The following is a 23,186-nucleotide window of genomic DNA, read 5'->3' on the forward strand; positions in this document are numbered from 1 at the left end:
GCCTACTGCTCGGTCGGGGCGTCCTTCTCGGCGGCTTCGGCGGCAGCGGCCTCGGCGGCCTTCTTCTCGGCCTCCTGCTGCGCCTTGACCGCCTTCTGCTCCGCCCGCCGCTCGGCGTCGGTGCGCTTCTTGTCCTCGGTGATCTGCCGCTTGGCGGCGGTCGCGTAGATGTCGACGTACTCCTGGCCGGACAGCCGCATGATCTCGTACATCACCTCGTCCGTCACGGAGCGGAGGATGAAGCGGTCGTTCTCCATGCCGTGGTAGCGGGAGAAGTCGAGCGGCCGGCCGATCCGGATGCCGGGGCGGACGCCGAAGTTCGGCACCACCTGGCCGGGGGGCTGGACCTTCTCGGTGTCGATCATCGCGACCGGGATCACCGGTGCGCCGGTGGCCAGCGCGACCCGGGCCAGGCCGCCGACCTTGCCCCGGTAGAGCTTGCCGTCGGGGGAGCGGGTGCCCTCGGGGTAGACCCCGAACAGCTCGCCCCGCTCGATCACCGCGACGGCACTGCGGATCGCGGCCTCACCGGCCCCGCGCACGCCCGAGCGGTCGACCGGGAGCTGGCCGACGCCCTTGAAGAAGGCGGCGGTCAGCTTGCCCTTGATGCCGGGGGTGTTGAAGTACTCCGCCTTGGCGATGAAGGTCACCCGACGCTTCATCAGGGCGGGCAGGAAGAACGAGTCCGAGAACGACAGGTGGTTGCTCGCGATGATCGCGGGGCCGTCGTCGGGGATGTTGTCGGCACCCTCGATCCAAGGCCGGAAGAAGATTCGCAGCAGTGGTGCGACGATCATCTTCATCAGTCGGTAGAACAACCGGGGCCTCCTGTTGTGCGGACCGGTCGATCCTAATGCTTCCGGCCGCCGCCGTACGCACCGGCAGGGCTGTACGAGTCGCCGCCGACCATGGGACGATTCGGATGCCAGTGCCAGGACCCGTCGCCGACGCCCCGTCAGGTCGGCCCGGATCCGTCCCGCGAATGGAGCCCGCCGATGCCGTTGCTGCCCGGAGCAGAACCGTTCCGCCACCGTGGTGGCCAGGTCGGTGTGCTGTTCGTGCACGGCTTCACCGGGTCGCCGCAGTCGCTCCGCCCCTGGGCCGACGCGTTCGTCGAGGCCGGGTACTCGGTCTCGCTGCCGCTGCTCCCCGGCCACGGCACCCGCTGGCAGGACATGCAGCTGACCCGCTGGGAGGACTGGTACGCCGAGGCCGACCGGGCCTTCGAGGAGCTGGCCGCCGAGTGCGGGCAGGTCTTCGTCTGCGCGCTCTCGATGGGCGGCGCGCTCGCGCTGCGGCTGGCCGCCCGGAAGGGTCCGGCGGTGGCCGGCGTGGTGGTCGTCAACCCGTCCGTGCGTTCCGACAACCCCGCAAGTGTGCTGTTGCCGGTGCTCCGGCACCTCGTACCGAGCCTTCCCGGCGTCGCCAACGACATCGCCAAGCCCGGCACGCAGGAGATCGGCTACGACCGGACGCCGCTGCATGCCGCCTGGTCACTGGCCCGGCTGTGGAAGAACGTGCAGGCCGAGCTGCCGGACGTGCGGCAGCCGGTGCTGCTGCTGCACAGTCCGCAGGACCACGTGGTCTCCCCGGCCAACTCCGAGTTGGTGCTGGCCCGGATATCCTCGACCGATGTGACCGAGCTGCTCTGCGAGCGCAGCTACCACGTGGCCACGCTGGACCACGACGCCGGACTGATCGTCGAGGCAAGCCTCGACTTCGTCCGGCGCCTGGGCCCGGCCGTCCCCGTGGACGCGAGTGCCGTGGACGCGAGCGCCGAGGACCACCTGGGCTGAAGGGCCGGCAGTGCAGATGAACAACACCGCGGGCGACGACGAGGAACTGCCCCTGGACGGCGAGGCGAAGGCCGAGCCGACCGGGGCTTCCGACGCGCCTGCGCGCCGCCCGGTGGGGGGCACCCAGGCCGAGCAGGACGCCATCTTCGCGGCCCTGGTCGCGCAGTTCGACGACCCGGTCGACCTGAACAACCCGGAGTGGCCGGAGATCGAGAACATCCGGGCCAAGGAAGTCCGGCGCGAGCCCGGGAACGAGCTGAACGACCTCGCCCCGCAGCCCCGCCCCCGCCCGGCCAACAGCGACCCCCGGGCCTACGTGGCCGCCGAGGACCCGGACGAGGGCCACTTCGTCCCGCCGGAGCCGCCGCCGCTGCCGCCGATGGACACCACCGCCAAGTTCGCCTGGCTCGCGGTGCTCGGCGGCCCGGCGCTGCTGCTGTTCGACGTGCTGGTCTGGCGCGAGGTCTCCGGCTGGCCGGCCTGGGTCGGCGTCAGCGCCTTCCTGGGCGGCTTCGTCACCCTGGTGGTCCGGATGAAGGACCGGGACCCGGACGAGCCGGAGGACCCGCACGGCGGGGCCGTGGTCTGACCCCCGGCCGCTAGCCGGGGCGCCCCGGCTAGCCGGCCGGGACGCGCAGGACGGCGAGCAGCGGCAGGTGGTCGGTGGCGGCCAGCAGGTCGGCCGGTTCGACGCCCGGGAGTTCGTGCGGGACGCCGCAGGCGAGCACGGTGAGGTCGGGGGAGACGAAGACGGCGTCGATCCGCTGGTGCGGGTTGCCCGGGACCGAGGTGTTGGTGCCGCCCCAGGGGGCGACCACGTGGCCGTCGCGGTAGCGCGAGGCCAGTCGGCGCCAGCCGGGGCCGTCGGGGTGCTCGTTGAAGTCGCCCGCGACCACGGCGGTCTCGTCGTCCCCGGCCTGCTCGGGGAGCAGCGCGAACTGCCGCAGCCGCTCGTCCTGGTCCAGGCTGAGGTGACAGCTCGTCAGTACGAACGGTGCGGAGCGGCCGATCCGCACCTTCGCGGTGGCGAAGCCGCGGGCGTGCAGGCCCCGGGTCTTCGGCAGCAGCCGGTCCCGTACCTCCAGCACGTCCACCGCCAGCCGCCCGAGCAGCAGTGGACCGGCGGCGATCCGGCCCCCGCCGGAGAGGACCACCGTGCCGGTCCGCCGGGCCAGCCAGGCGGCCTGCCCCTCGGGCCGCCAGTACCGGGGCGACTCCTGGATGCAGACCAGGTCGGGCGCGCAGGCCCGGATCACCCGGACCAGCGCCTCGCGGTCGTCCCGGAGCGAACGGACGTTGTAACTGAGCAGCCGGACCACCTGCGCCCCGTCGGGCTCGGTTCCGGACGCGGGCAGCTGGATCACGCTGCCGATGGTAGGTGACCCGGCGTCAGAAAGCGGGCCGTTCGCGGGTGTCGAGGTCGGCGCGCCCGGCCATCGCGGAGGAGGCCTCGGCGTGGAAGCGGCGCGGGATGCGGCCGGCCCGGAAGGCGAGCCGGCCGGCCTCGGTGGCGCGGCGCATGGCGTCGGCCATCAGCACCGGCTCCTGGGCCCGGGTGACGGCGGAGGCCAGCATCACGGCGGAGCAGCCGAGCTCCATCGCCAGCGCAACGTCGGAGGCGGTGCCCGCGCCGGCGTCCAGCACCACCGGGACGCCGGCGCTCTCCACGATCAGCTGGAAGTTGTGCGGGTTGCGGATGCCGAGCCCGGAGCCGATCGGCGAGCCGAGCGGCATGATCGCCGCGCAGCCGACGTCCTCCAGCTTGCGGGCCAGCACCGGGTCGTCGTTGGTGTAGGGGAGCACGGTGAAGCCGTCGTCGACCAGGGTCTCGGCGGCGTCCAGGAGTTCGATCGGGTCGGGCAGCAGGGTGCGCTCGTCCGCGATCACCTCCAGCTTCACCCAGTCGGTGCCGAGCGCCTCGCGGGCCAGCCGGGCGGTCAGCACGGCCTCCCCGGCGGTGTAGCAGCCGGCGGTGTTGGGGAGCACCCGGATGTTGTTGCGGGTGAGCACGTCCAGCACCGAGCCCTGGGTGCCCGGGTCGACCCGGCGCATCGCCACCGTGGTCAGCTCGGTGCCGGAGACCCGGAGCGCCTGCTCCAGCACCTCCAGGCTGGGGGCACCGCCGGTGCCCATGATCAGACGGGAGTTGAAGGTGACTCCGGCGATCGTGAGGGTGTCGTCGGCCATGCTGGTCAGCCTCCCTGGACTGCGGTGAGGATCTCGATCCGGTCGCCCGCGCCGAGGGCGGTGCTCTCCCAGGCCGAGCGCGGCACCACGGCCTCGTTCAGCGCGGCGGCCACCCCGGTGGGGGAGGTGCTCAGGGCGGCGACCACCTCGGCCAGGGTGGCGCCCGGGGGCACCCGGCGGGGGGTGCCGTTGACGGTCAGCGTCAGCTCGTTCATGCGGTGGCCTTCGGGGCGAAGCGGCTGGGGGAGAAGGGGGCGGCCAGCGCCGGGACGGCGCCGGTGGCCAGGTGCTCGGCGATCAGGTCGGCGGTCACCGGGGTGAGCAGGACGCCGTTGCGGTAGTGGCCGGTGGCGGCGACCAGGCCGGGCAGCGCGGTCGGGCCGAGCAGCGGGGCGTTGTCCGGCGAACCGGGCCGCAGGCCCGCACCGGTCTCCACCAGCGGCAGCTCGGTCAGGCCCGGCACCAGCTCGTGGGCGTCCCGGAGCAGTTCGTAGACGCCGCCGGCCGTGACGGTGGTGTCGTAGCCCTGCTCCTCGCTGGTCGCCCCGATCACCAGCTCGCCGTCGGCCCGGGGCACCAGGTAGATGTGCTGCCCGCGCACCACGGCCCGGACGTTGCGGGACAGGAACGGCGCGTACCGGTCCGGGATCCGCAGCCGCAGCACCTGCCCCTTCACCGGGCGCACCGGCGGCAGCACCCCGGCGGGCAGCCCGGGCAGCAGGTGGCTCTGCGGCCCGGCGGCCAGCACCAGCTGACCGGCCGTCAGCCGGTCGCCGGTGCTCAGCCGGACGCCGGTGGCCCGGTCACCGGTCAGCAGCAGCTCGGTGACGGAGGCCCGGAGCAGGGTGACGCCGGAGCGCTCGCAGGCCAGCACCAGGGCGGCGGCCAGCCGGCGGCCGTCCACCTGGTGATCGCCCGTGACGTGCAGGCCGCCCCGGACGCCCGGGGCCAGCATCGGTTCGAGCTTCCGGCACTCGCGGCCGGTGAGCCAGTGCGACTCCAGGCCGAGCCGCTGCTGGAACTCGTGCAGCTCGCGCAGCTCGGCCCGGTCGTCGGCGTCCAGCGCCACGGCCAGCGTGCCGGTCTCGCGGTAGCCGGTGTCCAGCTCGGTCAGGTCGGCCAGCTCGGCGACGAAGTCGCGGTAGCGGTCGTTGGAGGCCATCCCCAGCCGGAGCAGCGGCTCCTCGCCGTACTGCAGCTCGGTGACCGGGGCCAGCATCCCGGCCGCGACCTGGGCCGCGCCCCGGCCGTGCTCGGGGTCCACCACGGTGACCTGCAGCCCGCGCTGGGCGGTCCGCCAGGCGACCGCGAGGCCGATGATGCCGCCGCCGATGACCAGGACGTCGCTCTCGGTGCGTGTCAAAGTACTTCGCTCTCCCTTCGCCGGTATGACCCGGATCAGGTTCGGACGGTCGCAGGCCGCCGCAGCCCGCCTCTCAGCCCGGTGCACCGGGCTCCCGTGTAACGCCACCCACCATATCCCCGGCCGCCGGGCACCCCGAAGGCCGCTGACCGAAGGGTGGACAGGCCCGGCGGGGCGCGCCTTTCTCCGGTTCCGCAGGGGCAACTCCTCGTCCTGACCGCCCCGGGCTCAGTAGGGTGGGCCGGGTGGAGCTGACGGGTGGGCGGATGATCGTGGTCGGCAGCGGCATGGCGGGCGCGCAGTCGGCGCTGGCCCTGCGGCAGGGGGGCTGGGAGGGGCCGGTGGCCCTGCTCGGCGCGGAGGCGGAGCTGCCGTACGACCGGCCGCCGCTCTCCAAGGACGTGCTGCTCGGGCAGCGCGACAGCACCACCCTGGACATCGACTGGGGCGGGGTAGAACTGCTGCCCGGACACCGCGCGACCGGTCTCGAACCCGGGCTGCTGCACACCGACCGGGGGACGCTGCCGTACGACGGCCTGGTGATCGCCACCGGCGCCAAGCCGGTCACCCTCCCCGGCGCCCGCACCCTGCGCACCCTCGACGACGCCCTGGCGCTGCGCGCGAGCCTGCTCCCCGGACGGCACCTGGTGCTGGTCGGCGCGGGCTGGATCGGCGCGGAGACCGCGACGGTGGCCCGGCAGCTCGGCTGCCGGGTGACGGTGGTGGAGGCGGCCGCGACCCCGCTGGCCGGGGCGCTGCCCGCCGAGCTCGGCACCCTGATGACCCGCTGGTACGAGGACGCCGGGGTCGAGCTGCGCTGCGGGGCCAAGGTCGCGGCGGTCGAGCCGGGCGCGGTGCTGCTGGCCGACGGCACCGAGCTGGCGGCCGACGAAGTGGTGGTCGGCATCGGGGCCCGCCCCGCGACCGGCTGGCTGGCGGGCTCCCCGGTGGAGCTGGACCGGGCCGGGGCGGTGCTGACGGACGACCGGCTGCGCACCTCGCTGCCCGGGGTCTGGGCGGCGGGCGACTGCGTCAGTTACCCGTCCGCCCGGCTGGGCGCCCGGGTGAACGTCCAGCACTGGGACCACGCGCTGCAGTCCGGCCGGGCCGTGGCCGCCTCGGTGCTCGGGGCGGGCACGCCGTACGACCCGGTGCCGTACTTCTGGTCGGAGCAGTTCGGGCGGATGGTGCAGTACGCCGGGCGGCACGCGGAGACCGACCTGATGCTCTGGCGCGGCTCGGCCGGGGACCCGGCCTGGACGGTGCTCTGGCTCCGGGACGGCCGGCTGACCGGGCTGCTCTCGGTGGACCGGCCGCGCGACGTCAACCAGGCGAAGAAGCTGATCGAACGCGGCGCCGTGCTGGACGCCGTGGCCGCTGTCGACCCGTCCGTGCAGTTGAAGGCGGCGGTGGCCCCGAATTCGCTGTGAGATTCTGGTGCCGTGAGCGAGATGACGTCAGAGAAGATCGAAGCCCTGGTCCCCGCGTGGATGTACCTGCCCGACATCAGTGAGCAGTGGGGTGTCCCCGTCACCGAGGTCCGCGACATGGTGAAGTCCGGAAAGCTGATCGCGGTCCGCCGCGGTCCGAACAAGTCCCTCCAGGTGCCCGCCGCCTTCATCGACGGGGCCGGCCTGGTCAAGCACCTCTCCGGCACGCTGACGCTGCTGCGGGACGCCAAGTTCACCGAGGCCGAGATCATCGACTGGCTGTTCACCGAGCAGCCCTCGCTGCCCGGCAGCCCGATCGAGGCCCTGGTGGAGAACCGCGGCACCGAGGTCAAGCGCCGGGCCCAGGCGGAGCTGATCTGATGACCGACGCCCGCACGCGGCTGGCCGACGCCCGGCTGTACCTGTGCACCGACGCCCGCCGCGAGCAGGGCGACCTGCCCGAGTTCCTCGACGCCGTGCTGGCCAACGGGGTGGACATCGTCCAGCTCCGGGACAAGGGCCTGGAGGCGAAGCAGGAGCTGGAGTACCTGGAGGTCTTCGCCGACGCCGCCCGCCGGCACGGCCGGCTGTTCTCGGTGAACGACCGGGCCGACGTCGCGCACGCGGCCCGGCCCGACGTGCTGCACCTGGGGCAGGACGACCTGCCGGTGCCGGCCGCCCGGGCGATCCTCGGCGACGACGTGGTCTTCGGCCGGTCCTGCCACGCCGAGTCCGAGGTCGACGCGGCGATCGCCGAGCCCGGCGTCGACTACTTCTGCACCGGCCCGGTCTGGCCCACCCCCACCAAGCCGGGCCGCCACGCCCCGGGCCTGGGCCTGGTCTCGTACGCCGCCAAGGCCGCGACGGACCGCCCCTGGTTCGCGATCGGCGGCATCGACCTGGGCAACCTGGACCAGGTGCTCGACGCGGGCGCCACCCGGGTGGTGGTGGTCCGCGCGATCACCGCCGCCGAGGACCCGGGCGCGGCCGCCGCCGAGCTGGCCCGCAGGATCCGGCGGTAGTACGCGCAGGGGATCACCCGACCGGCCGCCCGCGGAGACGCTCCGCAGGCGGCCGGCGACGTGAACTCCACGGCGCTGAGCGTGAGTTCGGCGAGCGGCTGCGCTAGTACTTGCGGACCGTGGCCGCCTCGGCCAGGGCGAGCAGGGTGGCGCGGGCCGGGCCGGCGGCGAGCGGGGCGGCGTCGAGGGCGGCGAGGGACTGGGCCATCAGTTCGTCGATCCGGTGCTCGACGATCTCGGCGGCTCCGCTCTTCTCCACCAGGCCGCGCAGGACCGGCACTTCGTCGGCGGCCAGGTCCGCCGCCCCGAGCCGCTCGTCCAGGTGGACGGCGTCCGCCTTGGACAGGCCCCGCATGGCGTGCGCGACCAGCAGCGTCCGCTTGCCCTCGCGCAGGTCGTCGCCGGCCGGCTTCCCGGTGACGGTGGGGTCGCCGAAGACGCCGAGCAGGTCGTCCCTGAGCTGGAACGCCTCGCCCAGCGGCAGGCCGAAGTCCGAGTAGGCGGCGACCAGTTCGGGCCCGGCCCCGGCCAGCAGCGCGCCGACCTGGAGCGGCCGCTCGATGGTGTACTTCGCCGACTTGTAGTGCAGGACGGTCTGCGCCCGCTCCAGCGCACCCTCGTCCGCGGAGTCCCCGGCGACCGGCTCCAGCACGTCCAGGTACTGCCCGACCATCACCTCGGTGCGCATCAGGTCGAAGGCGGGCTTGGCGGCGAGCACCCGCTCGGCGGGCAGCCCGGAGCGCAGGAACAGCTCGTCGCACCAGATCAGCAGCAGGTCGCCGAGCAGCACCGCCGCCGAGGCGCCGTACTGCTCCCGGTCGCCGCGCCAGCCGCGCTCGCGGTGCAGTGCCTCGAACCGGCGGTGGATCGAGGGCAGCCCGCGCCGGGTGTCGCTGCGGTCCATCAGGTCGTCGTGCACCAGGGCGCTGGCCTGGAGCAGCTCCAGCGCGGCGGCGGCCCGGGGGAGCCCGGCCGAGTCGGCGGCGCCGCCCGCCCCGCGCCAGCCCCAGTAGCAGAAGGCCGGCCGCAGCCGCTTGCCGCCGTCCAGCAGGAACTCGCGCAGCGCGTCGGCGGCGGGGGCCAGCTGGGCGGAGACCGTGCCGAGCAGCTCGGTCTGCTCGGCCATGAAGTCCGCCAGCGCCGCGTTGACGCGCTCGCGGACGTCCTCCACGTCGATGGGGCTGACCGGCCGGGCGGTGGACGAGGGCACGATGGACTCCGGAGTCGAAGACAGGGGTGAAGATCAGCCTAACCGGGCCGGGTGAACACCCGTGGTCAACACCGGCGCCGTGCCCGTCCACCGAACGGGTCGGGGACGTCTCAACCAGTGGACCACGATTGCCAGGCGCTTCGCGGGGCGGGCTAGTCTGCCAGCATGGCACTCGGCATCCCCTCCACCAGAACAGACCGGGCGGAGACCGTCCGCGACCTGCTGGCGGCAGGCGACCGTTCGTTCTCCTTCGAGTTCATGCCGCCCCGGACCGAGGCCGGTGAGTCCAAGCTGTGGGACGCGATCCGCCGGGTCGAGTCGCTGGACCCCAACTTCGTCTGCATGACGTACGGCGCCGGCGGCTCCTCGCGCGGACGGACCGTCAACCTGGTCGGCCGGATCGCCACCGAGACCACGCTGACCCCGGTCGCCCACCTGACCGCGGTCGACCACTCGGTCGCCGAGCTGCGCAACATCATCGGCCAGTACGCGGACGAGGGCGTGCGCAACGTCCTCGCGGTCCGCGGTGACCCGCCCGGCGACCCCGAGGGCGAGTGGGTCCGGCACCCGAAGGGCGTCGAGTACGCCTACCAGCTGGTCGAGCTGATCAAGAGCATCGGCGACTTCTGCGTCGGGGTGGCGGCCTTCCCGTCGATGCACCCGCGCTCGGAGAACTGGGACGAGGACATCAGGCACTTCGTGGCCAAGTGCCGGGCCGGTGCCGACTACGCGATCACCCAGATGTTCTTCGAGGTCGAGGACTACCTGCGGCTGCGCGACCGGGTCGAGGCGGCGGGCTGTTCGACCCCGATCATCCCGGAGATCATGCCGGTCACCAACATCCGGCAGCTGACCCGGTTCCCGCAGCTCTCCGGCTCGGACTTCCCGCCGGAGCTGAAGCGCCGGTTCGAGGCGGTCGCCGAGGACCCGGCGGCGGTCCGCGCGATCGGCATCGAGCACGCCACCGCGATGGCCGAGCGGCTGCTCGCCGAGGGCGCGCCCGGGCTGCACTTCATCACGCTCAACCACTCCACCGCGACGCTGGAGATCTACCAGAACCTCGGTCTGCACCAGCGCTGAGCCCGGCCGGTCCGGGGATGTGGGCCGGGGCGCGCCGAGCCTGTACAGTCGCCGCAACGCGCAGGGGTCGGTGACGGTGGAGGTCGCGGTATGGGCATCGGGTTCCTGTTGCTGTACGCCGCGCTCGCGGTGGTGGCGCTCTGGCTGGTGGCCGAGCTCCTGCTGCAGAACCGCGCCCCGCTGCACTGGCGCGCGCTGGCCCTCGGCGGCTTCCTCGCCGTCGTCGCCGGGATGGCGCTCTCCTCGGTGCTGGTGATCGGCGCCGGGGCCGCCCTGTTCGCGGCCGGCCAGGTCCTGGTCACCCTCTCGGCCAAGCGCGGCTACGTCGCGGGCTGGTCGCTGCGCCGCGCGGACGGTGCGCTGCCGGGCCCGCTGGCCAAGGTGCCGCTGCTCAGTGCCGCCACCGGCGGCGCGGAGGAGGAGGCGGCCGCCGAGGCGGTCCAGCAGGTCGGCGAGGTCGGGCCGATCGAGCCGGAGCAGGCGCCGGTGGCGTTCGAGTTCGAGCAGATGCAGGAGCTGGCCGCCGAGCCGCTCGCGGAGGAGGGCGTCTACGCCGCCGCGTACTACCAGCAGCCCTACTACGACCAGGGCTACCAGCAGCAGCCGCAGTACGGCTACGAGCAGTACCAGTACCAGGACCCGTACGCCCAGCCGCAGCAGGAGCCGCAGCAGCCGTACTACGACCAGGGCTACCAGCAGCAGGAGTGGCAGCAGCCGGCCGTCCCGCAGCAGTACCTGCCCGAGCAGCCGGTCCAGCCCGGCCAGCCGGAGCAGCAGAACTGGAACTACCAGCAGCAGATCTGACGGCCGGTCAGGACTCGTAGCCCTCGACCTCGGCGGCCGGGCGGACCGTGGCCGCGCCGGGGTCCTCGCCGAACTCGGTCCTGGCCCGCCGCTGCCGCAGCAGGTCCCAGCACTGGTCGAGCCGGACCTCGATCGCCGCCAGCTCCGCCCGGGCGGCCGCCCCGTCGGCGGTGCCGTCCGCGATCCGGGCGCGGAGCAGCTTCTCGGTGTCCACCAGGCTGCTGATCGAGCCGAGGATGTCGGCGTTCTCCTGGCCGGTCATGGGGCCTCCTTGGGTACGGGCTGCGGACACCGCTCATCCTCGGGCCGGGCCGGGCGCCGCGCATGCCGGGAACACCCGGACGGCCGTGTCGGTTGAGGCGGGCGGAAACGGAAGGAGACCAGCCCCCATGAGCTACCAGGAGTACCAGCGGGCCACCCTGTTCTTCGACTCGAAGGACTACATCGGCGCGGCCCGGATCCTCACCCCGATCGTCGAGGCCGACCCGGACAACCGCGCGGCCGTCGAACTGCTCGGGCGGTCCTACTTCCACAGCGCCCAACTCGGCCGGGCGGAGCGGACGTTCCAGCAGCTGGTCGAGCTGGACCCGGGCAACGGCTGGGCGTACGAGGCGCTCGGCCGGACGCTGGAGCGCAAGGGCCGGGCCGATGAGGCCGCCCGCTACCGCAAGCTGGCCCGGGCGATGGGTCAGGGCAGCGGTGACGGGGCGGTCTACTCGGTGCGGGCGGCGAACCTGGTGGAGTGAGGGCGGTCAGGCCGGGCCGACCAGGCCCGCCACGATCGAGGCCGACATCCCGGCCCGGGCCAGCCCGCCGCCGGGGTGGGCGGTCGCCCCGATCCGGTAGAGACCGGCCGGGCCGGCCGCGTTCGGCGGGCTGAGGAAGCCGCCGCCGGCGCCCGCCAGCGAGGGCAGCGGGTGGGTCCGCCGGGGGGCGAGCTGCTCGCTCCAGCGGACCTGCCCGCGCAGGTCGAGACCGGCTGCCGCGAGGTGGTCGAGCAGGTGGGCGGTGTACCCGGCGGGAGGCTCCACCGGCGGGACGGTGACCGTGAGGGTGGCGGTGTGTCCGTCCTCGGGGGCCAGCGACGGGTCGTCCGGGCGGTGCATCTGGACGGTGGGGAAGCGCGGGTACTCGGCCGCGTCGAAGAGCGCGGACAGCTCGGCGGCGGTGTCGCGGGCGTGCACCACGGTGCGGACGGCGGTGCCGGCCGGGCGCTCGCCGTCCAGCGCCAGCAGCACGGTCAGCCGGGCCTGCCCCGGCCGGGTGGTGCCCTCGTCGCGGGCGGACAGCACGGTGTCGGCCTCGAAGATCTGTTCCCCGGCGGCCATCCCGGTCACCCGCCCGTCGGCCGTCAGCACCTCGGTGACCTCGGTGTCGAACCGGAACTCCACCCCGCGCTGCTCGCACCGGCGGAACACCGCCTCGGCCAGCGCGCGCATCCCGCCGCCGACGTACCAGACGCCGAAGGACTGCTCCATGTACGCCAGCACGGTCGCTCCGGCGGGGGCGGTGCGCGGGTCCAGGCCGAACCTGAGCGCGTACTCGTACAGCAGCGCGGTCGGCCCGGCGCCGCCGAGTTCGCGGGCGGCGACCCCGGCCACCGTGTGCCCGGACGGCCGCCGCAGCCGGGCCAGGCCGCGGCGGGCCGGGACGGGGTACGGGTCGGTGTGCAGCGGGGTCGGGTCGGCCGGGAGGGGCTCCTCCAGCAGCGGCCTGCGGGTGGCCTCCCAGACCGTCCGGGCCCGGTTCATCACCTCGCTCCAGCGCTCGCCGGAACCGGGGCCGAAGGCCGTGTCGAGGGCCTGCTCGACGCCGCCCCGGGAGGCGTTCGGCAGCAGCAGGTCGGTGCCGTCGGGGAACAGGTGCCGGCTCTCGGGCTCGACCGGGGAGAGCCGCACCAGCTGTTCGAGCGGCTCCTTGCCGGTCTTCAGCGCGAGGTCGCGGTAGACGGCGGGCAGTGCCAGCAGGGTCGGCCCGGTGTCGAAGGCGAAGCCGTCGCGCTCGTACCGGCCGACCTCCCCGCCGTACGTCGGCCCGGCCTCGCAGACCGTCACCCGGTGCCCCAGGGTGGCCAGCCGTGCCGCGGCGGCCAAACCGCTCATTCCCGCGCCGATGATGACGATCCGTGCCATGGGGCACGATCTTAGACCCGGCCCCTGACCTGCCCGGCCCGGGCCTGCGGAACCGACTGCCCGTCAGCTTTCGGCTGTCATATCGTCGGACCGGTCCGTCCACAGCACCGACGGATCCCGACGAACCGAAGGTGTGACCCGATGAGTGAGCTGGACCTGCTGGCCGAGCGGTTCGAGGCGGAACGGAGCCGGCTCCGGGCGGTCGCCTACCGGATGCTCGGCTCGGTCGGCGAGGCCGAGGATGCCGTCCAGGAGACCTGGTTCCGGCTGGAGCGGTCCGACGTGGCGGAGGTGCAGAACCTCCCGGCCTGGCTGACCACGGTGGTCGGCCGGGTCTGCCTGGACCTGCTGCGCTCGCGCCGGTCCCGGCGGGAGGATGCGCTGGAGTTCCACGTGCCCGACCCGGTGGTCGGCGAGCTGGGCGTGGTCGACCCGGAGCAGCAGGCGCTGCTCACCGACTCGGTCGGGCTGGCGATGCTGGTGGTGCTGGACACCCTGCCGCCCGCCGAGCGGCTGGCCTTCGTGCTGCACGACATGTTCGCGGTGCCGTTCGAGGCGATCGCCCCGATCGTCGACCGGGAGCCCGCCGCCACCCGGCAACTGGCCAGCCGGGCCCGGCGCCGGGTCCGGGGCGCGGCGGCCCCGGAGGCCGACCTCGGGCGGCAGCGGGTGGTGGTGGACGCCTTCCTGACCGCCGCCAGGGCCGGCGACTTCGAGGCGCTGCTCACGGTGCTGGACCCGGACGTGGTGCTCCGTGCCGACGCCGGGGCGGGCGGCCTGGCGGGCGCGTCCAAGCTGATCCGGGGCGCGGCGGCGGTGGCGTCCCAGGCGCTGATGTTCGCGGCGCTGGCCCCGTACTCGCGGGTGGTCCTGGTCAACGGCGCGGTCGGCCTGGTCGGCGTACCGGGGGGCCGGATCCAGTCGGTGTCGGGCTTGACCATTCGGGACGGGCGGATCACCGAGATGAACCTGCTGGCCGACCCCGACCGGCTGGCCGGGATCGACGTGTCCTTCCTGACCGGCTGACCCCGCGTCAGTACGGCACCCGGGTCGCCCCGCTGCCGCCGCCCGCCCCGGGAACGGGGTGCCGGGCGGCGGCACGGTCGGCCTTGCGCTCGCGCCGCCGGACGACGAAGCGCCGGATCCGGGAGACCGCGAACCAGACCAGCAGCGCGCCGGTCAGTATCAGCACGGCGGCGGCCGAGGCGGCCAGCCAGGGGTGGAAGATCGCCAGGGTGACCAGGCCGGCCACCGAGAGGTCCTCGGTGATGCTGGCCACGATGTTGCTGGCGGGCTCGGGCGAGGTGTTGATCGCCATCCGGAGCGAGGCCTTGATGCCGTGGCTGACCAAGGCGGTGGTGCCGCCCATCGCGCCGGCCGCGACCTCGCCCAGCGAGCCCGGGTCCTGACTGGCCAGCAGGACGCCGATGGTGGCGCCCGCGACCGGCCGGATCACGGTGTGGACCACGTCCCAGACCGAGTCCACGTACGGGATCTTGTCGGCCACCGCCTCGCACAGGAACAGCACGGCGGCGGCGATCAGCACGTCGGTGCGCTCCAGCGTGGGCGGCACCGAGTCGGCACCGCCGAACCGGCCCAGCAGCCCGAGCAGCAGCACCACCGCGTACGCGTTGACCCCGCTCGCCCAGCCGCTGGTGAAGACCAACGGGACGACGCTCATCCGTTCCCCCTCCGTGCTCCGTGGACCCTGCCGTGGTTCGGCGGCTCACCGTACCGGGACGTGACCCCCGGCGGCTCAGGACGCCCCCGGGCGGATGGTGGTTCCCGGTCGGCCGAAGATGAGTACGGATACTCAGATTGTCAGTTGAGTACCCCAACGGATGGCCCCCCGACCTGCGGGAACGGCAGAGTGGGGGCCACCCGGGAGGACGGCGCGTCAGCTCCGTTCCCGGGCAGCGGCCCGGACCGGTCCACGGACTGTGGGGGATCGATGGACACCCTCGGGCCGCGACACCGAAGCCGGGCACCGGCCGCGGACCGCCGACACGGGGCGGCGGACCGCGGTTCACGGGGGGAATGCCCGGCTGCGGCGGGGGGACAGCGGGGGGAACCACGGGGGGAACTCGTGCAGGGCGCCCCCGCCCGAACGGGGACCGGCGACGGTCGCGATCCGGTCGGGCGGGGGCGCCCTCTCAGGTGCTCCGGCGGAATTGTCAGTGCCGCCGTACACGATGGAGGGGCTCGGGTCAGCCGGCCCGGGTCACCCGCCGTGGACCGGGGGATCGCATGACCATCAGTCAGCCCGAGACCGCCCCACTGCTGCCCGCACCCGCCCGCCCGCTCCGGGGCGCCGACATCCACCCCGTCCCGCGCCGGGCCGCCGCGCCGCCCGGTGCGATGGACCTGCTCCGGCACGCCGAGCTGACCCTGATCCAGTCCCGTCACTACGAGGACCCGCTCCAGCGCTACGCCACCGCCCATCTGGCCGCGCTGCGCACCACCGCCGCCGTGCTGGCCGTCCGGGGGCGCCCGGAGAAGCGGACCAGGCGGCGGCAGGCGATCCGCAGCGCCTGGGAGGTGCTGCCCGAGGTGGCACCCGAGCTGGCCGAGTGGGCCGCCTACTTCGCCGCAGGGGCCCGCCGCCGGGCCGCCGCCGAGGCGGGCATCCGGCACGCCGCCAGCGCCCGGGACGCGGACGACCTGATCCGCAACACCGCCCTCTACCTGCGCCTGGTCCAGCGCCTGCTCGACCTCCACCCGGACCAGCCCCTACCGCTCGACGCGAGCTGAGCCGGGGCGGGTGGGGCGGAAGGTGCCCGGTGTCCGGGTGCATTGCCTCTAAGGTGGTGGCGTTCAGTGACATCGCTGTGGTGAGGAGCCTCCACCGTGTACCCGACCCGTCCCCGCAGTGCCCTGCGTACCGCCGTGGTGTGGGAGGTGGTGCGAGCAGGCCTGGAGCAGCGGGTCGCGGAGCTGGGCCGGCCCGTGCTGGAGGTGCTCGACACCGGCGGCGGCACGGGCAACTTCGCCGTGCCGGTGGCCCGGCTCGGCCACCGGGTGACCGTGGTCGACCCGAGCCCGGACGCGCTGTTCGCGCTGGAGCGCCGGGCCGCCGAGGCCGGCGTCACCGAGCTGGTCCGGGCCGTCCAGGGCGACACCCAGACCCTGCCGGAGCTGGTCACCCCCGGCACGGTCGACGCGGTGCTCTGCCACGGCGTGCTGGAGATGGTGGACGACCCGGCCGAGGCACTGGGCAACCTGACCGCGACGCTCGCCAAGGGCGGCCTGGTCAGCCTGCTGGCCGCGAACCGGAACGGCGCCGTGCTGGCCCGCGCGCTGGCCGGGCACTTCGCCGACGCCAGGGCGGTGCTCGACGCCCCCGACGGCCGCTGGGGCGCGCAGGACCCGATGCCCCGCCGGTTCAGCGTCGAGGAGCTGGGCGAGCTGGCCGCGGCGGCCGGCCTGGAGGTCACCTCGGTGCACGGGGTGCGGGTCTTCGCCGACCTGGTCCCGGGCGTCCTGGTGGACACCGAGCCGGGTGCGATGGAGGCGCTGCTCAAGCTGGAGCAGGCCGCCGCCGAGCAGCCCGCCTTCCACGCCGTGGCCACTCAGCTGCACGTCCTGGCCGCGCTGGTCTGACCGGCCCAGCCCCGCTCACCCGCTCCGGTGGAGGTCGTTCCGACCAATCGGGCACTTGTCGGGGTGCTCCAGCGTTGGGCACGTGCAGGACGGCCCGACGGGCAGGTCGGCGGACGTGGCCGGAGCCACGGACGCGTGACCATCCCGATCCGGCCGCTCGGACCGTATGATCTGGGTAAAGCCGTAAAGCATGACAGCCAGGCGCATGGGGCATATGGACCACACAAGGCCGAGCCAGGGGTGGCGGACCGGTCGCCCCGCGACCGACGAGTAGGAGGACTCCGTGCCGCTCTCGGAGCACGAGCAGCGACTGCTCGAGCAGATGGAGCGAGCGCTGTACGCCGAAGATCCCAAGTTCGCGTCAGCGCTTGAGGGAACCGGGCTGCGCACCTACACCCGTCGGAGGGTCTACCAGGCCGCCGCAGGGTTCGTGGTGGGCATTGCCCTCCTGATGGGGGGCATGGTCGCTCAGCAAATCTGGGTGAGTGTCGTCGGGTTCCTGGTGATGCTGGGCTGCGCGGTCCTCGCCGTTACCGGCTGGAAGCGTGGTCCGGCCGGGCAGGGAGCGGGACCGAAGGCGTCCCCTGCTCCGCGCCGGAAGGCCGGTGTGATGGACCGGATGGAGCAGCGTTGGCAACGCCGTCGGGACGAACACGACGGAATGTGAGCCGACCGGAAGTACGGAGCTGAATGAGGGCGGGCAGTCGATTCGACTGCCCGCCCTCAGCCATGCCGGGGGGCCGGGTCAGGACCGGCCGCGCCGCCGCAGCCCCGGCAGCCGCCGGACCGCGGCGAAGGCCCGGTCCACCCGGGCCCGGACGGCCTCGTTGACGGTCAGCACCCGGTCGCCGATCCGCCGGCGCAGCCGGGCGGAGGAGGCGGGCAGCAGGACCGCCCTGGCCCGGCCGCGCCGTCCGGCGGCGGCCCGCAGCCCCTCGGTGGCGGTCCGGACGTCCGGACCGAGCGGCAGCCCGGGGCCGGCCGCCCGGGCGTACAGCACCCGCTCGGTGGCCAGCGCGACCCGCCCGGCCGCCGCGGCCGCCGGGGCGTCCAGCCCGCCGGTCTCGGCGATCCGGTGCACGGCGCCGCGCGGGGTGCGGGAGTCGTCCGGCGGGATGCCCAGGTCCCAGGCGCTGTCGATCAGCTCCTCCCAGGCGGCCAGCACCTGCTGGTCCGTCAGCTCCTGCGAGCCCTCCGCTCCGGCCAGGTGCCGCCCGGCCCCGAGCCGGCGGCGGCGCTGCCTGATCCGCCAGAGCATCGGGGTGGCCAGCAGGAGCAGCACCAGCAGCACCACCGCGAAGCCGGTGAGCGCGGGCCAGCCGAGCCACCAGGACTCCTGCTCGACCTGCCGCAGTGTCACCGCGGCCTCGTCCTCGCACTCGCCCGGCCGCTTCTGCTGCGTGCCGCAGCTGCTGCTGGCGCTCGGCTGGGCCGAGGCGTTCGGGTCGGCCGAGATGCTGGGCTGGGCGCTCGGGGCGGTGGTCGGCTGGGCCACCTTCTCCTCGGTGTAGCCGGGGGTGGTGCCCCGGCTCGGGGTCGGCTCGAAGCGCAGCCAGCCGGAACCGGGGAAGTACAGCTCGGGCCAGGCGTGGTAGTCCTGGCTGCGCACCACGTAGCTGCCGTTGCCCTGGTCGGCGCCGGGGGCGAAGCCGATCGCGACCCGGGCCGGGATGCCCAGCGTGCGCGCCATCGCGGCCATGGTGGCGGCGAAGTGCACGCAGAAGCCGGTCTTGTCCCGGAGGAACGTGGTGATCGCCTCGTTGCCGGTGCCCGCGTTCACCTTGAGGCTGTAGCGGAACTCGTCCGAGGTGAACCAGGTCTGCAGGGCCACCGCCTGGTCGTACGGGTTGTTCTTGCCCGCGACCACCTTGAGCGCGGTGTCGCGGACCACGGGCGGCAGGTTCTGCGGCAGCGCGGTGTAGCGCTGCGCCAGCTCGGTCGGGACGGCCCCGGCGCTGCGCAGCCGCTCGGCGGTGGGTTCGACCGCCAGGCTGAGCACGTCGTAGGAGAGCTTGTCGGTCTTCTGCCCGTTGTCCCCGATCACCGCCCGGGTGGACGGTTCGTACCGCCAGTTGCCGCGCGGTTTGACCCGCTCGGCCGGGTAGGGGAGCGGCAGCCACTCGGTGCTGAGCTTGTCGGAGATCTGGATCTTGCTGGCGAAGCTGGTGGCCGGGGTCTCCTGGCCGAGGCCCTGCACGCCGGGCAGCGGGTCCGGGATGGTCTGCAGGTGCTGCTCGGAGGAGCGCCACTGGACGCCGTCGAAGCTGTCCAGGGCGCCGATCCGCAGGTACAGCTGGTCGCCCCGGGCGGCGTCGGTGGAGTAGCGGAGCATCTCCACGTTGTCCTGGCGGTTCAGGTTGGCGGTCAGGGCGACCACCGGGTTGAGCGAGGTGACCTGCTTGCCGTTGCCGGGGCCGAGCCCGTCGCCGTTGCCGCGGTCGATCAGACCGAGGTCGGTGTACGGGATCATCAGCGGCAGTGCCACCGCCACCGCGAGGGCCAGCAGGCCGATCCGGTGGCCGCTCTGGGAGAGGCCGCCGGAGCCGTCCTGCGAGCTGCCGTGGAAGACCCGGCCCCAGCGGGACAGCCGGTCCTGGCCCTCGGCGTTGAGCAGCAGCAGGAAGCCCGCGGCGGCCATCAGGAACCAGAGCCAGGCGTTCTCCGGGGCACCGATGCCGGTGCCGACCGAGAACAGCGTGAGCAGCGGCAGCCCGGCCAGCGCGGCCCGGCGGAAGGTCACCGCGAGGGCGTCCACCAGGACCGCGATCAGGGTGACCGCGCCGACCAGGATCAGCTGGATGCCGTCGGTCTCGGGGGCCGGGATGGTGTACTGCTGGATGTCGGTCATCCCGCTGGAGAGCAGGGTGCCGACGGCGTCCAGGGCGCGCGGGCCGGGCAGGACCGCGTACGTCATCGAGGACTGCACGTTCAGCAGCAGCACCAGGTAGAGCATCACCAGCAGCTGGAGCGGGGTCTGCAGGGCCCGGGCGACCGAGAGTCGGCGCAGCCCGGCCCCGACCCCGCCGGTCACCGCGATCACCAGCAGGGCCTGGCCGATCCAGCTGCTCGGCTCCACCAGCGGGAGCAGGCAGAACGTCACCAGCGCGGTGGCCAGCGCCGAGAAGAGCGTCAACTTCGCCCGGGTGGTCACGAGGCGGCTCCGTTCCGGTAGGGGGCCGGGCCCGCGGTGCGCTCGGCCTGGCGCCACAGGGTCGGGACGGAGTCGCCGGCCTTGGCGGGGAGGACGGTCCAGCCGGCCTCGCGGAGGCGGTGGACCTGGTCGGCGGCGTTGTCGTCGGGCGCGTCCGGCAGGATGTGCCGCAGGCCCGCCCAGGTGGCGGTGTCCAGCAGGATGGCGACGGCGCCGCCCGCCCGGCGGCGGAGCCGGCCGAGCCGGGCCACCTGCTCGTCGTCCAGCTCGCCGAGGATCGCCACCAGGACGCCCTCGCCGCCGAGTCGGAGCACCTCCTCAGCCCGGGCCAGCCCGCCGCCGTCGGACTGCTCGACCACCGCGAGGGAGTCCAGCAGCAGCCCGGCGGCCTCGCCGACCGAGGCGACCACGCCGCCCTCGGGGCCCGGCACGGCCAGGCCGGTGTCGGTGAGCAGCCGGGTGGTGTAGCCGCGCTCCATCAGGTGCACGCCGACCGAGGCCGCGCAGCCGACGGCCCACTCGAACGAGGAGGCGGGGCCGCTGCCCCGGTGCCCGATCTCCCGGGTGTCCAGCAGCACGGTGGCCCTGGCCTTGAGCGGCTGCTCCTCCCGACGGACCATCAGCTCGCCGTAGCGGGCGGTGGACTTCCAGTGCACTCGGCGCAGGTCGTCCCCGTGCCGGTACTCGCGCGGGATCACGTCGTCGTCCCCGGCCAGCGCCAGGGTGCGGGTGTTGGAGTCGCCGTGTCCGGCCGCCTCGCCGGGCAGCCGGACCGGGGGCAGGGTCTGCACCTGCGGCACCACGGTCAGGACGTCGGAGGCGGCGAACGACCTGGTCAGCTCGCACATCCCGAACGGGTCGGCGACCCGGAGCTGGAGCGGCCCGAGCGGGTAGCGCCCGCGCAGGTCGGAGCGGACCCGGTAGGAGACCTCGCGGAAGCCGCGCGGCTCGACCCGGTCCAGCACGAAGCGCGGGCGCGGCCCGAGCACGTACGGGACCTTGTCCTCCAGCAGCAGCAGACCGGTGGGCACCCGGGAGACGTTGTCCAGCCGCAGGTGCACCCGGGCCTCCTGCCCGGCCGCGACCCGGTACGGGCTGAGCCGGCGGCCGCCCGCGACCCGGTAGCGGGTGCGGACCAGCAGCACGGCGGCGGCCAGCGGGAGGGCGGCCAGCAGGACGCCGATCTGCAGCAGCGCGTCCTGTCCGAAGACGTAGGCGCAGAGCGCGGCGGTGCAGCCGGCGGCCAGGAAGGAGCGGCCCCTGGTGGTCAGTCCGCGCAGGCCGGTGCGCAGTCCTGACGGACTGTCGGCCTTGGGCACCTCAGCCCCGACCCTGCGGGCGCGGGATGGGCAGCCGGGCCACCAGGTCGAGCACGATCTGCTCGGTGCTGCGGCGGCTCAGCTGGGTCTCGGCGGTGGGGATCAGACGGTGCGCCAGCACCGGGACGGCGAGCGCCTGGATGTCGTCCGGCAGCACGTAGTCGCGGCCGTCCAGCGCGGCGGCCGCGCGGGCGGCCCGGATCAGGTGCAGGGTGGCGCGGGGCGAGGCGCCGAGCCGCAGCTCCTGGTGGTGGCGGGTGGCGCCGACCAGCTCGACCGCGTAGCGGCGGATGCTGTCGGCGACGTGCACGGTGCGGACCACGTCGATCAGCTTGAGGATGTCGTGGGCGTGCGCGACCGGCGTGATGTTCTCCAGCGGGTTGGCCCCGCCGTGGATGTCGAGCATGGCCAGCTCGGCCTCGGCGCTGGGGTAGCCGATCGAGATCCGGGCCATGAAGCGGTCGCGCTGGGCCTCGGGCAGCGGGTAGGTGCCCTCCATCTCGACCGGGTTCTGGGTCGCGATCACCATGAACGGCGAGGGCAGCTCGTAGCTGGTGCCGTCGATGGTGACCTGGCGCTCCTCCATCGACTCCAGCAGCGCGGACTGGGTCTTCGGCGAGGCCCGGTTGATCTCGTCGCCGACCACGATCTGGGCGAAGATCGCGCCCGGCCGGAACTCGAAGTCGCGGCGGTTCTGGTCGAAGACGTTGGTGCCGGTCACGTCGGACGGCAGCAGGTCGGGGGTGAACTGGATCCGGCGCACCGTGCAGTCCACCGACCGGGCGAGCGCCTTGGCCAGCATGGTCTTGCCGACGCCGGGGACGTCCTCCAGCAGCAGGTGGCCCTCCGCCAGCAGGACCGTCAGCGCGATCCGGACGGCCTCGGGCTTGCCCTCGATGACGCTCTCCACCGAGGCCCGGACGCGCTCGGCCACTGCGCCGAGTTCGTGCAGGCCCGAACCGCCCGCGCTGGTCTGTCCGCTGTAGGTCGTCACGCGATTGCTCCCATGCCCCGAAAATCCCCTGGCCGCCACACTGCCGGGTCGGCCCGCAGGCGCATTCTTCCCTGTCAGGCGGCCCGTCGTCACCCGCCCGGGCGACACGCGCCACACTGTCCCGGTTCGTCCGGTGGACGCGCTCGGGGCGGATCCGGTTCCCGGCGCCGCCCGGGCAGCAGAACGGGCCCGGACGGCGCTGGCCGGGCCCTGGCGGACGGAACGAGGGGTCAGTGGATCTCGCGGAGCAGACCGGTGTGCACGTCGAAGACGAATCCGCGCACGTCGTCGCGGTGCGGGATGAAGGGGGAGGTGCGGACGCGCTGCATCGACTGCCGGACGTCGCCGTCCAGGTCGACGAAGGACTCCACCGCCCAGGTCGGGCGCTGGCCGACCTCCAGCTCCAGGTCGCGGCGGAAGTCCTCGGTCAGGCCGAGCAGGCCGCAGCCGGTGTGGTGGATCAGGGCGATCGAGCGGGTGCCCAGCGCCCGCTGGCTGATGGTCAGGGAGCGGATGGTGTCGTCGGTGACCACCCCGCCCGCGTTCCGGATCAGGTGGGCGTCGCCGAGCTCCAGGCCGAGTGCGGCGAACAGGTCGAGTCGGGCGTCCATGCAGGCCACCACGGTGACCTTCTGGACCGGGCGGGCGTCCATACCGCCGTCACGGAAGTCGACGGCGTAGGCGCGGTTGGCCTCGATGAAGCGGTCGATGACGGCAGGTTCGGCAGCGGCGTTCGGCGTGGGCCGGTCGGGGGTCACTGTCATGCCGATGACGGTAATGGGATTTCGGCCGCCGTGGTGGGGCGGAGAGCAGTCGGGGGGCCGGTGTGACGGAGGGCATAGCCGACCGGCCGTCGCTCCGTCTGCTTTGTCCCGCTCTGTCCCGGCGTACGCGAGGGGCCGTGCGCGGTACCGCCGAGTGGGCGACGCTGCCGCCCGAACCGTCCCGACCTGCGGTGATTCATGACTCCAGCCGGGTGGTGCGCCGTCGCGGACAATTGACTGCGCGGGTCGGAACGGTAAAGTCGGCGCTGTGGAGCACGGACCTCACAGTTCGTCAACTCTCCTGCCGGGCACGGCCGTACGCAGCCCGCGGCCT

General features: G+C 74.0%; 25 protein-coding genes and 1 riboswitch. Of the genes, 12 read left to right on the forward strand and 13 right to left on the reverse strand.

Features of this window, described 5'->3' with window-relative positions:
• Positions 1–2: 2 nt before the first annotated feature.
• Complete coding sequence (locus ABT118_RS19985; RefSeq protein ID WP_350670312.1) at positions 3–803, reverse strand: lysophospholipid acyltransferase family protein; 801 nt, start codon at positions 801–803, stop codon at positions 3–5.
• 192 nt (positions 804–995) lie between these two features.
• Between ABT118_RS19985 and ABT118_RS19990 the strand changes: the two genes are divergently transcribed.
• Positions 996–1,796 carry an alpha/beta hydrolase gene (locus ABT118_RS19990; RefSeq protein WP_350670167.1) on the forward strand — a complete coding sequence of 267 codons (801 nt, stop codon included), beginning with the start codon at positions 996–998 and terminating at the stop codon, positions 1,794–1,796.
• A gap of 16 nt (positions 1,797–1,812) precedes the next feature.
• Positions 1,813–2,385, forward strand: coding sequence for a hypothetical protein (locus tag ABT118_RS19995; RefSeq protein ID WP_350670168.1), 573 nt, complete (start codon positions 1,813–1,815; stop codon positions 2,383–2,385).
• 28 nt (positions 2,386–2,413) lie between these two features.
• Here ABT118_RS19995 and ABT118_RS20000 read toward each other — a convergent pair whose 3' ends face one another.
• The 4 genes from ABT118_RS20000 to thiO form a co-directional block, all read right to left on the reverse strand.
• The gene (locus ABT118_RS20000) at positions 2,414–3,160 is read right to left on the reverse strand and encodes an endonuclease/exonuclease/phosphatase family protein (RefSeq protein WP_350670170.1); all 747 of its coding nucleotides are present in this window, start codon (positions 3,158–3,160) and stop codon (positions 2,414–2,416) included.
• 25 nt (positions 3,161–3,185) lie between these two features.
• Complete coding sequence (locus ABT118_RS20005) at positions 3,186–3,983, reverse strand: thiazole synthase (RefSeq protein ID WP_350670174.1); 798 nt, start codon at positions 3,981–3,983, stop codon at positions 3,186–3,188.
• 5 nt (positions 3,984–3,988) lie between these two features.
• On the reverse strand, positions 3,989–4,198 hold the full coding sequence (thiS, locus tag ABT118_RS20010; RefSeq protein WP_350670176.1) for a sulfur carrier protein ThiS: 210 nt from the start codon (positions 4,196–4,198) through the stop codon (positions 3,989–3,991).
• Positions 4,195–5,346, reverse strand: a complete 1,152-nt coding sequence (thiO, locus tag ABT118_RS20015) for a glycine oxidase ThiO (protein WP_350670179.1) — start codon at positions 5,344–5,346, stop codon at positions 4,195–4,197. The genes thiS and thiO overlap by 4 nt, the downstream gene beginning before the upstream one ends.
• Positions 5,342–5,455, reverse strand: a riboswitch (TPP riboswitch). (Overlaps the previous gene by 5 nt.)
• A 157-nt stretch (positions 5,456–5,612) precedes the next feature.
• Here thiO and ABT118_RS20020 point away from each other — a divergent pair.
• Genes ABT118_RS20020 through thiE form a run of 3 tightly spaced genes read left to right on the forward strand, consistent with a single transcriptional unit; the run spans position 5,613 to position 7,798 of the window.
• Positions 5,613–6,776 (forward strand): NAD(P)/FAD-dependent oxidoreductase, encoded by a 1,164-nt coding sequence (locus ABT118_RS20020; RefSeq protein ID WP_350670314.1) that lies wholly within the window; start codon positions 5,613–5,615, stop codon positions 6,774–6,776.
• A gap of 21 nt (positions 6,777–6,797) precedes the next feature.
• Positions 6,798–7,157 carry an Rv2175c family DNA-binding protein gene (locus tag ABT118_RS20025; RefSeq protein ID WP_350670316.1) on the forward strand — a complete coding sequence of 120 codons (360 nt, stop codon included), beginning with the start codon at positions 6,798–6,800 and terminating at the stop codon, positions 7,155–7,157.
• A complete protein-coding gene (thiE, locus tag ABT118_RS20030) occupies positions 7,157–7,798 on the forward strand; it encodes a thiamine phosphate synthase (RefSeq protein ID WP_350670181.1) in 642 nt (213 codons plus the stop codon). The genes ABT118_RS20025 and thiE overlap by 1 nt, the downstream gene beginning before the upstream one ends.
• Positions 7,799–7,901: 103 nt before the next feature.
• Here the strand turns inward: thiE and ABT118_RS20035 are convergent, their stop codons facing one another.
• The gene (locus tag ABT118_RS20035; protein ID WP_350670183.1) at positions 7,902–9,008 is read right to left on the reverse strand and encodes a polyprenyl synthetase family protein; all 1,107 of its coding nucleotides are present in this window, start codon (positions 9,006–9,008) and stop codon (positions 7,902–7,904) included.
• A 165-nt stretch (positions 9,009–9,173) separates the two neighbouring features.
• On the opposite strand from ABT118_RS20035, the gene metF reads away from it, so the two are divergent.
• The gene (metF, locus tag ABT118_RS20040) at positions 9,174–10,088 is read left to right on the forward strand and encodes a methylenetetrahydrofolate reductase [NAD(P)H] (protein WP_350670188.1); all 915 of its coding nucleotides are present in this window, start codon (positions 9,174–9,176) and stop codon (positions 10,086–10,088) included.
• 90 nt (positions 10,089–10,178) lie between these two features.
• The gene (locus tag ABT118_RS20045; RefSeq protein ID WP_350670190.1) at positions 10,179–10,892 is read left to right on the forward strand and encodes a hypothetical protein; all 714 of its coding nucleotides are present in this window, start codon (positions 10,179–10,181) and stop codon (positions 10,890–10,892) included.
• A 7-nt stretch (positions 10,893–10,899) separates the two neighbouring features.
• On the opposite strand, the gene ABT118_RS20050 is transcribed toward ABT118_RS20045, so the two are convergent.
• Positions 10,900–11,154, reverse strand: a complete 255-nt coding sequence (locus tag ABT118_RS20050; protein ID WP_350670192.1) for a DUF2630 family protein — start codon at positions 11,152–11,154, stop codon at positions 10,900–10,902.
• A gap of 127 nt (positions 11,155–11,281) precedes the next feature.
• Between ABT118_RS20050 and ABT118_RS20055 the strand changes: the two genes are divergently transcribed.
• On the forward strand, positions 11,282–11,638 hold the full coding sequence (locus ABT118_RS20055) for a tetratricopeptide repeat protein (RefSeq protein ID WP_350670198.1): 357 nt from the start codon (positions 11,282–11,284) through the stop codon (positions 11,636–11,638).
• Between the two features lie 6 nt (positions 11,639–11,644).
• Here ABT118_RS20055 and ABT118_RS20060 read toward each other — a convergent pair whose 3' ends face one another.
• On the reverse strand, positions 11,645–13,024 hold the full coding sequence (locus ABT118_RS20060) for a phytoene desaturase family protein (protein ID WP_350670201.1): 1,380 nt from the start codon (positions 13,022–13,024) through the stop codon (positions 11,645–11,647).
• Between the two features lie 141 nt (positions 13,025–13,165).
• Here ABT118_RS20060 and ABT118_RS20065 point away from each other — a divergent pair, with 141 nt between their 5' ends.
• Complete coding sequence (locus ABT118_RS20065) at positions 13,166–14,050, forward strand: sigma-70 family RNA polymerase sigma factor (RefSeq protein ID WP_350670203.1); 885 nt, start codon at positions 13,166–13,168, stop codon at positions 14,048–14,050.
• Between the two features lie 7 nt (positions 14,051–14,057).
• Here the strand turns inward: ABT118_RS20065 and ABT118_RS20070 are convergent, their stop codons facing one another.
• Positions 14,058–14,705 (reverse strand): DUF4126 domain-containing protein, encoded by a 648-nt coding sequence (locus ABT118_RS20070; RefSeq protein WP_350670205.1) that lies wholly within the window; start codon positions 14,703–14,705, stop codon positions 14,058–14,060.
• A gap of 566 nt (positions 14,706–15,271) precedes the next feature.
• On the opposite strand from ABT118_RS20070, the gene ABT118_RS20075 reads away from it, so the two are divergent.
• The 3 genes from ABT118_RS20075 (at position 15,272) to ABT118_RS20085 (ending at position 17,291) form a co-directional block, all read left to right on the forward strand.
• On the forward strand, positions 15,272–15,775 hold the full coding sequence (locus ABT118_RS20075; RefSeq protein WP_502884605.1) for an SAV_6107 family HEPN domain-containing protein: 504 nt from the start codon (positions 15,272–15,274) through the stop codon (positions 15,773–15,775).
• Positions 15,776–15,871: 96 nt separating this feature from the next.
• Positions 15,872–16,624, forward strand: a complete 753-nt coding sequence (locus ABT118_RS20080; RefSeq protein WP_350670208.1) for a methyltransferase domain-containing protein — start codon at positions 15,872–15,874, stop codon at positions 16,622–16,624.
• 283 nt (positions 16,625–16,907) lie between these two features.
• A complete protein-coding gene (locus ABT118_RS20085) occupies positions 16,908–17,291 on the forward strand; it encodes an SCO2097 family morphological protein (protein WP_184920735.1) in 384 nt (127 codons plus the stop codon).
• Between the two features lie 78 nt (positions 17,292–17,369).
• On the opposite strand, the gene ABT118_RS20090 is transcribed toward ABT118_RS20085, so the two are convergent.
• The 4 genes from ABT118_RS20090 to ABT118_RS20105 all read right to left on the reverse strand — a co-directional run bounded on the left by ABT118_RS20090 (position 17,370) and on the right by ABT118_RS20105 (position 22,852).
• Positions 17,370–19,775, reverse strand: coding sequence for a transglutaminase TgpA family protein (locus ABT118_RS20090; protein WP_350670210.1), 2,406 nt, complete (start codon positions 19,773–19,775; stop codon positions 17,370–17,372).
• Positions 19,772–21,094, reverse strand: coding sequence for a DUF58 domain-containing protein (locus ABT118_RS20095; RefSeq protein WP_350670213.1), 1,323 nt, complete (start codon positions 21,092–21,094; stop codon positions 19,772–19,774). Before ABT118_RS20095 ends, ABT118_RS20090 begins: the two co-directional genes overlap by 4 nt.
• A 1-nt stretch (position 21,095) precedes the next feature.
• Complete coding sequence (locus ABT118_RS20100) at positions 21,096–22,088, reverse strand: AAA family ATPase (RefSeq protein WP_502884606.1); 993 nt, start codon at positions 22,086–22,088, stop codon at positions 21,096–21,098.
• A gap of 230 nt (positions 22,089–22,318) precedes the next feature.
• Positions 22,319–22,852 (reverse strand): beta-class carbonic anhydrase, encoded by a 534-nt coding sequence (locus tag ABT118_RS20105; RefSeq protein ID WP_350670214.1) that lies wholly within the window; start codon positions 22,850–22,852, stop codon positions 22,319–22,321.
• Between the last annotated feature and the right edge of the window lie 334 nt (positions 22,853–23,186).

Origin of the sequence: Kitasatospora sp. NPDC002040, assembly GCF_040296785.1 — a bacterium.
Lineage (GTDB): Bacteria > Actinomycetota > Actinomycetes > Streptomycetales > Streptomycetaceae > Kitasatospora.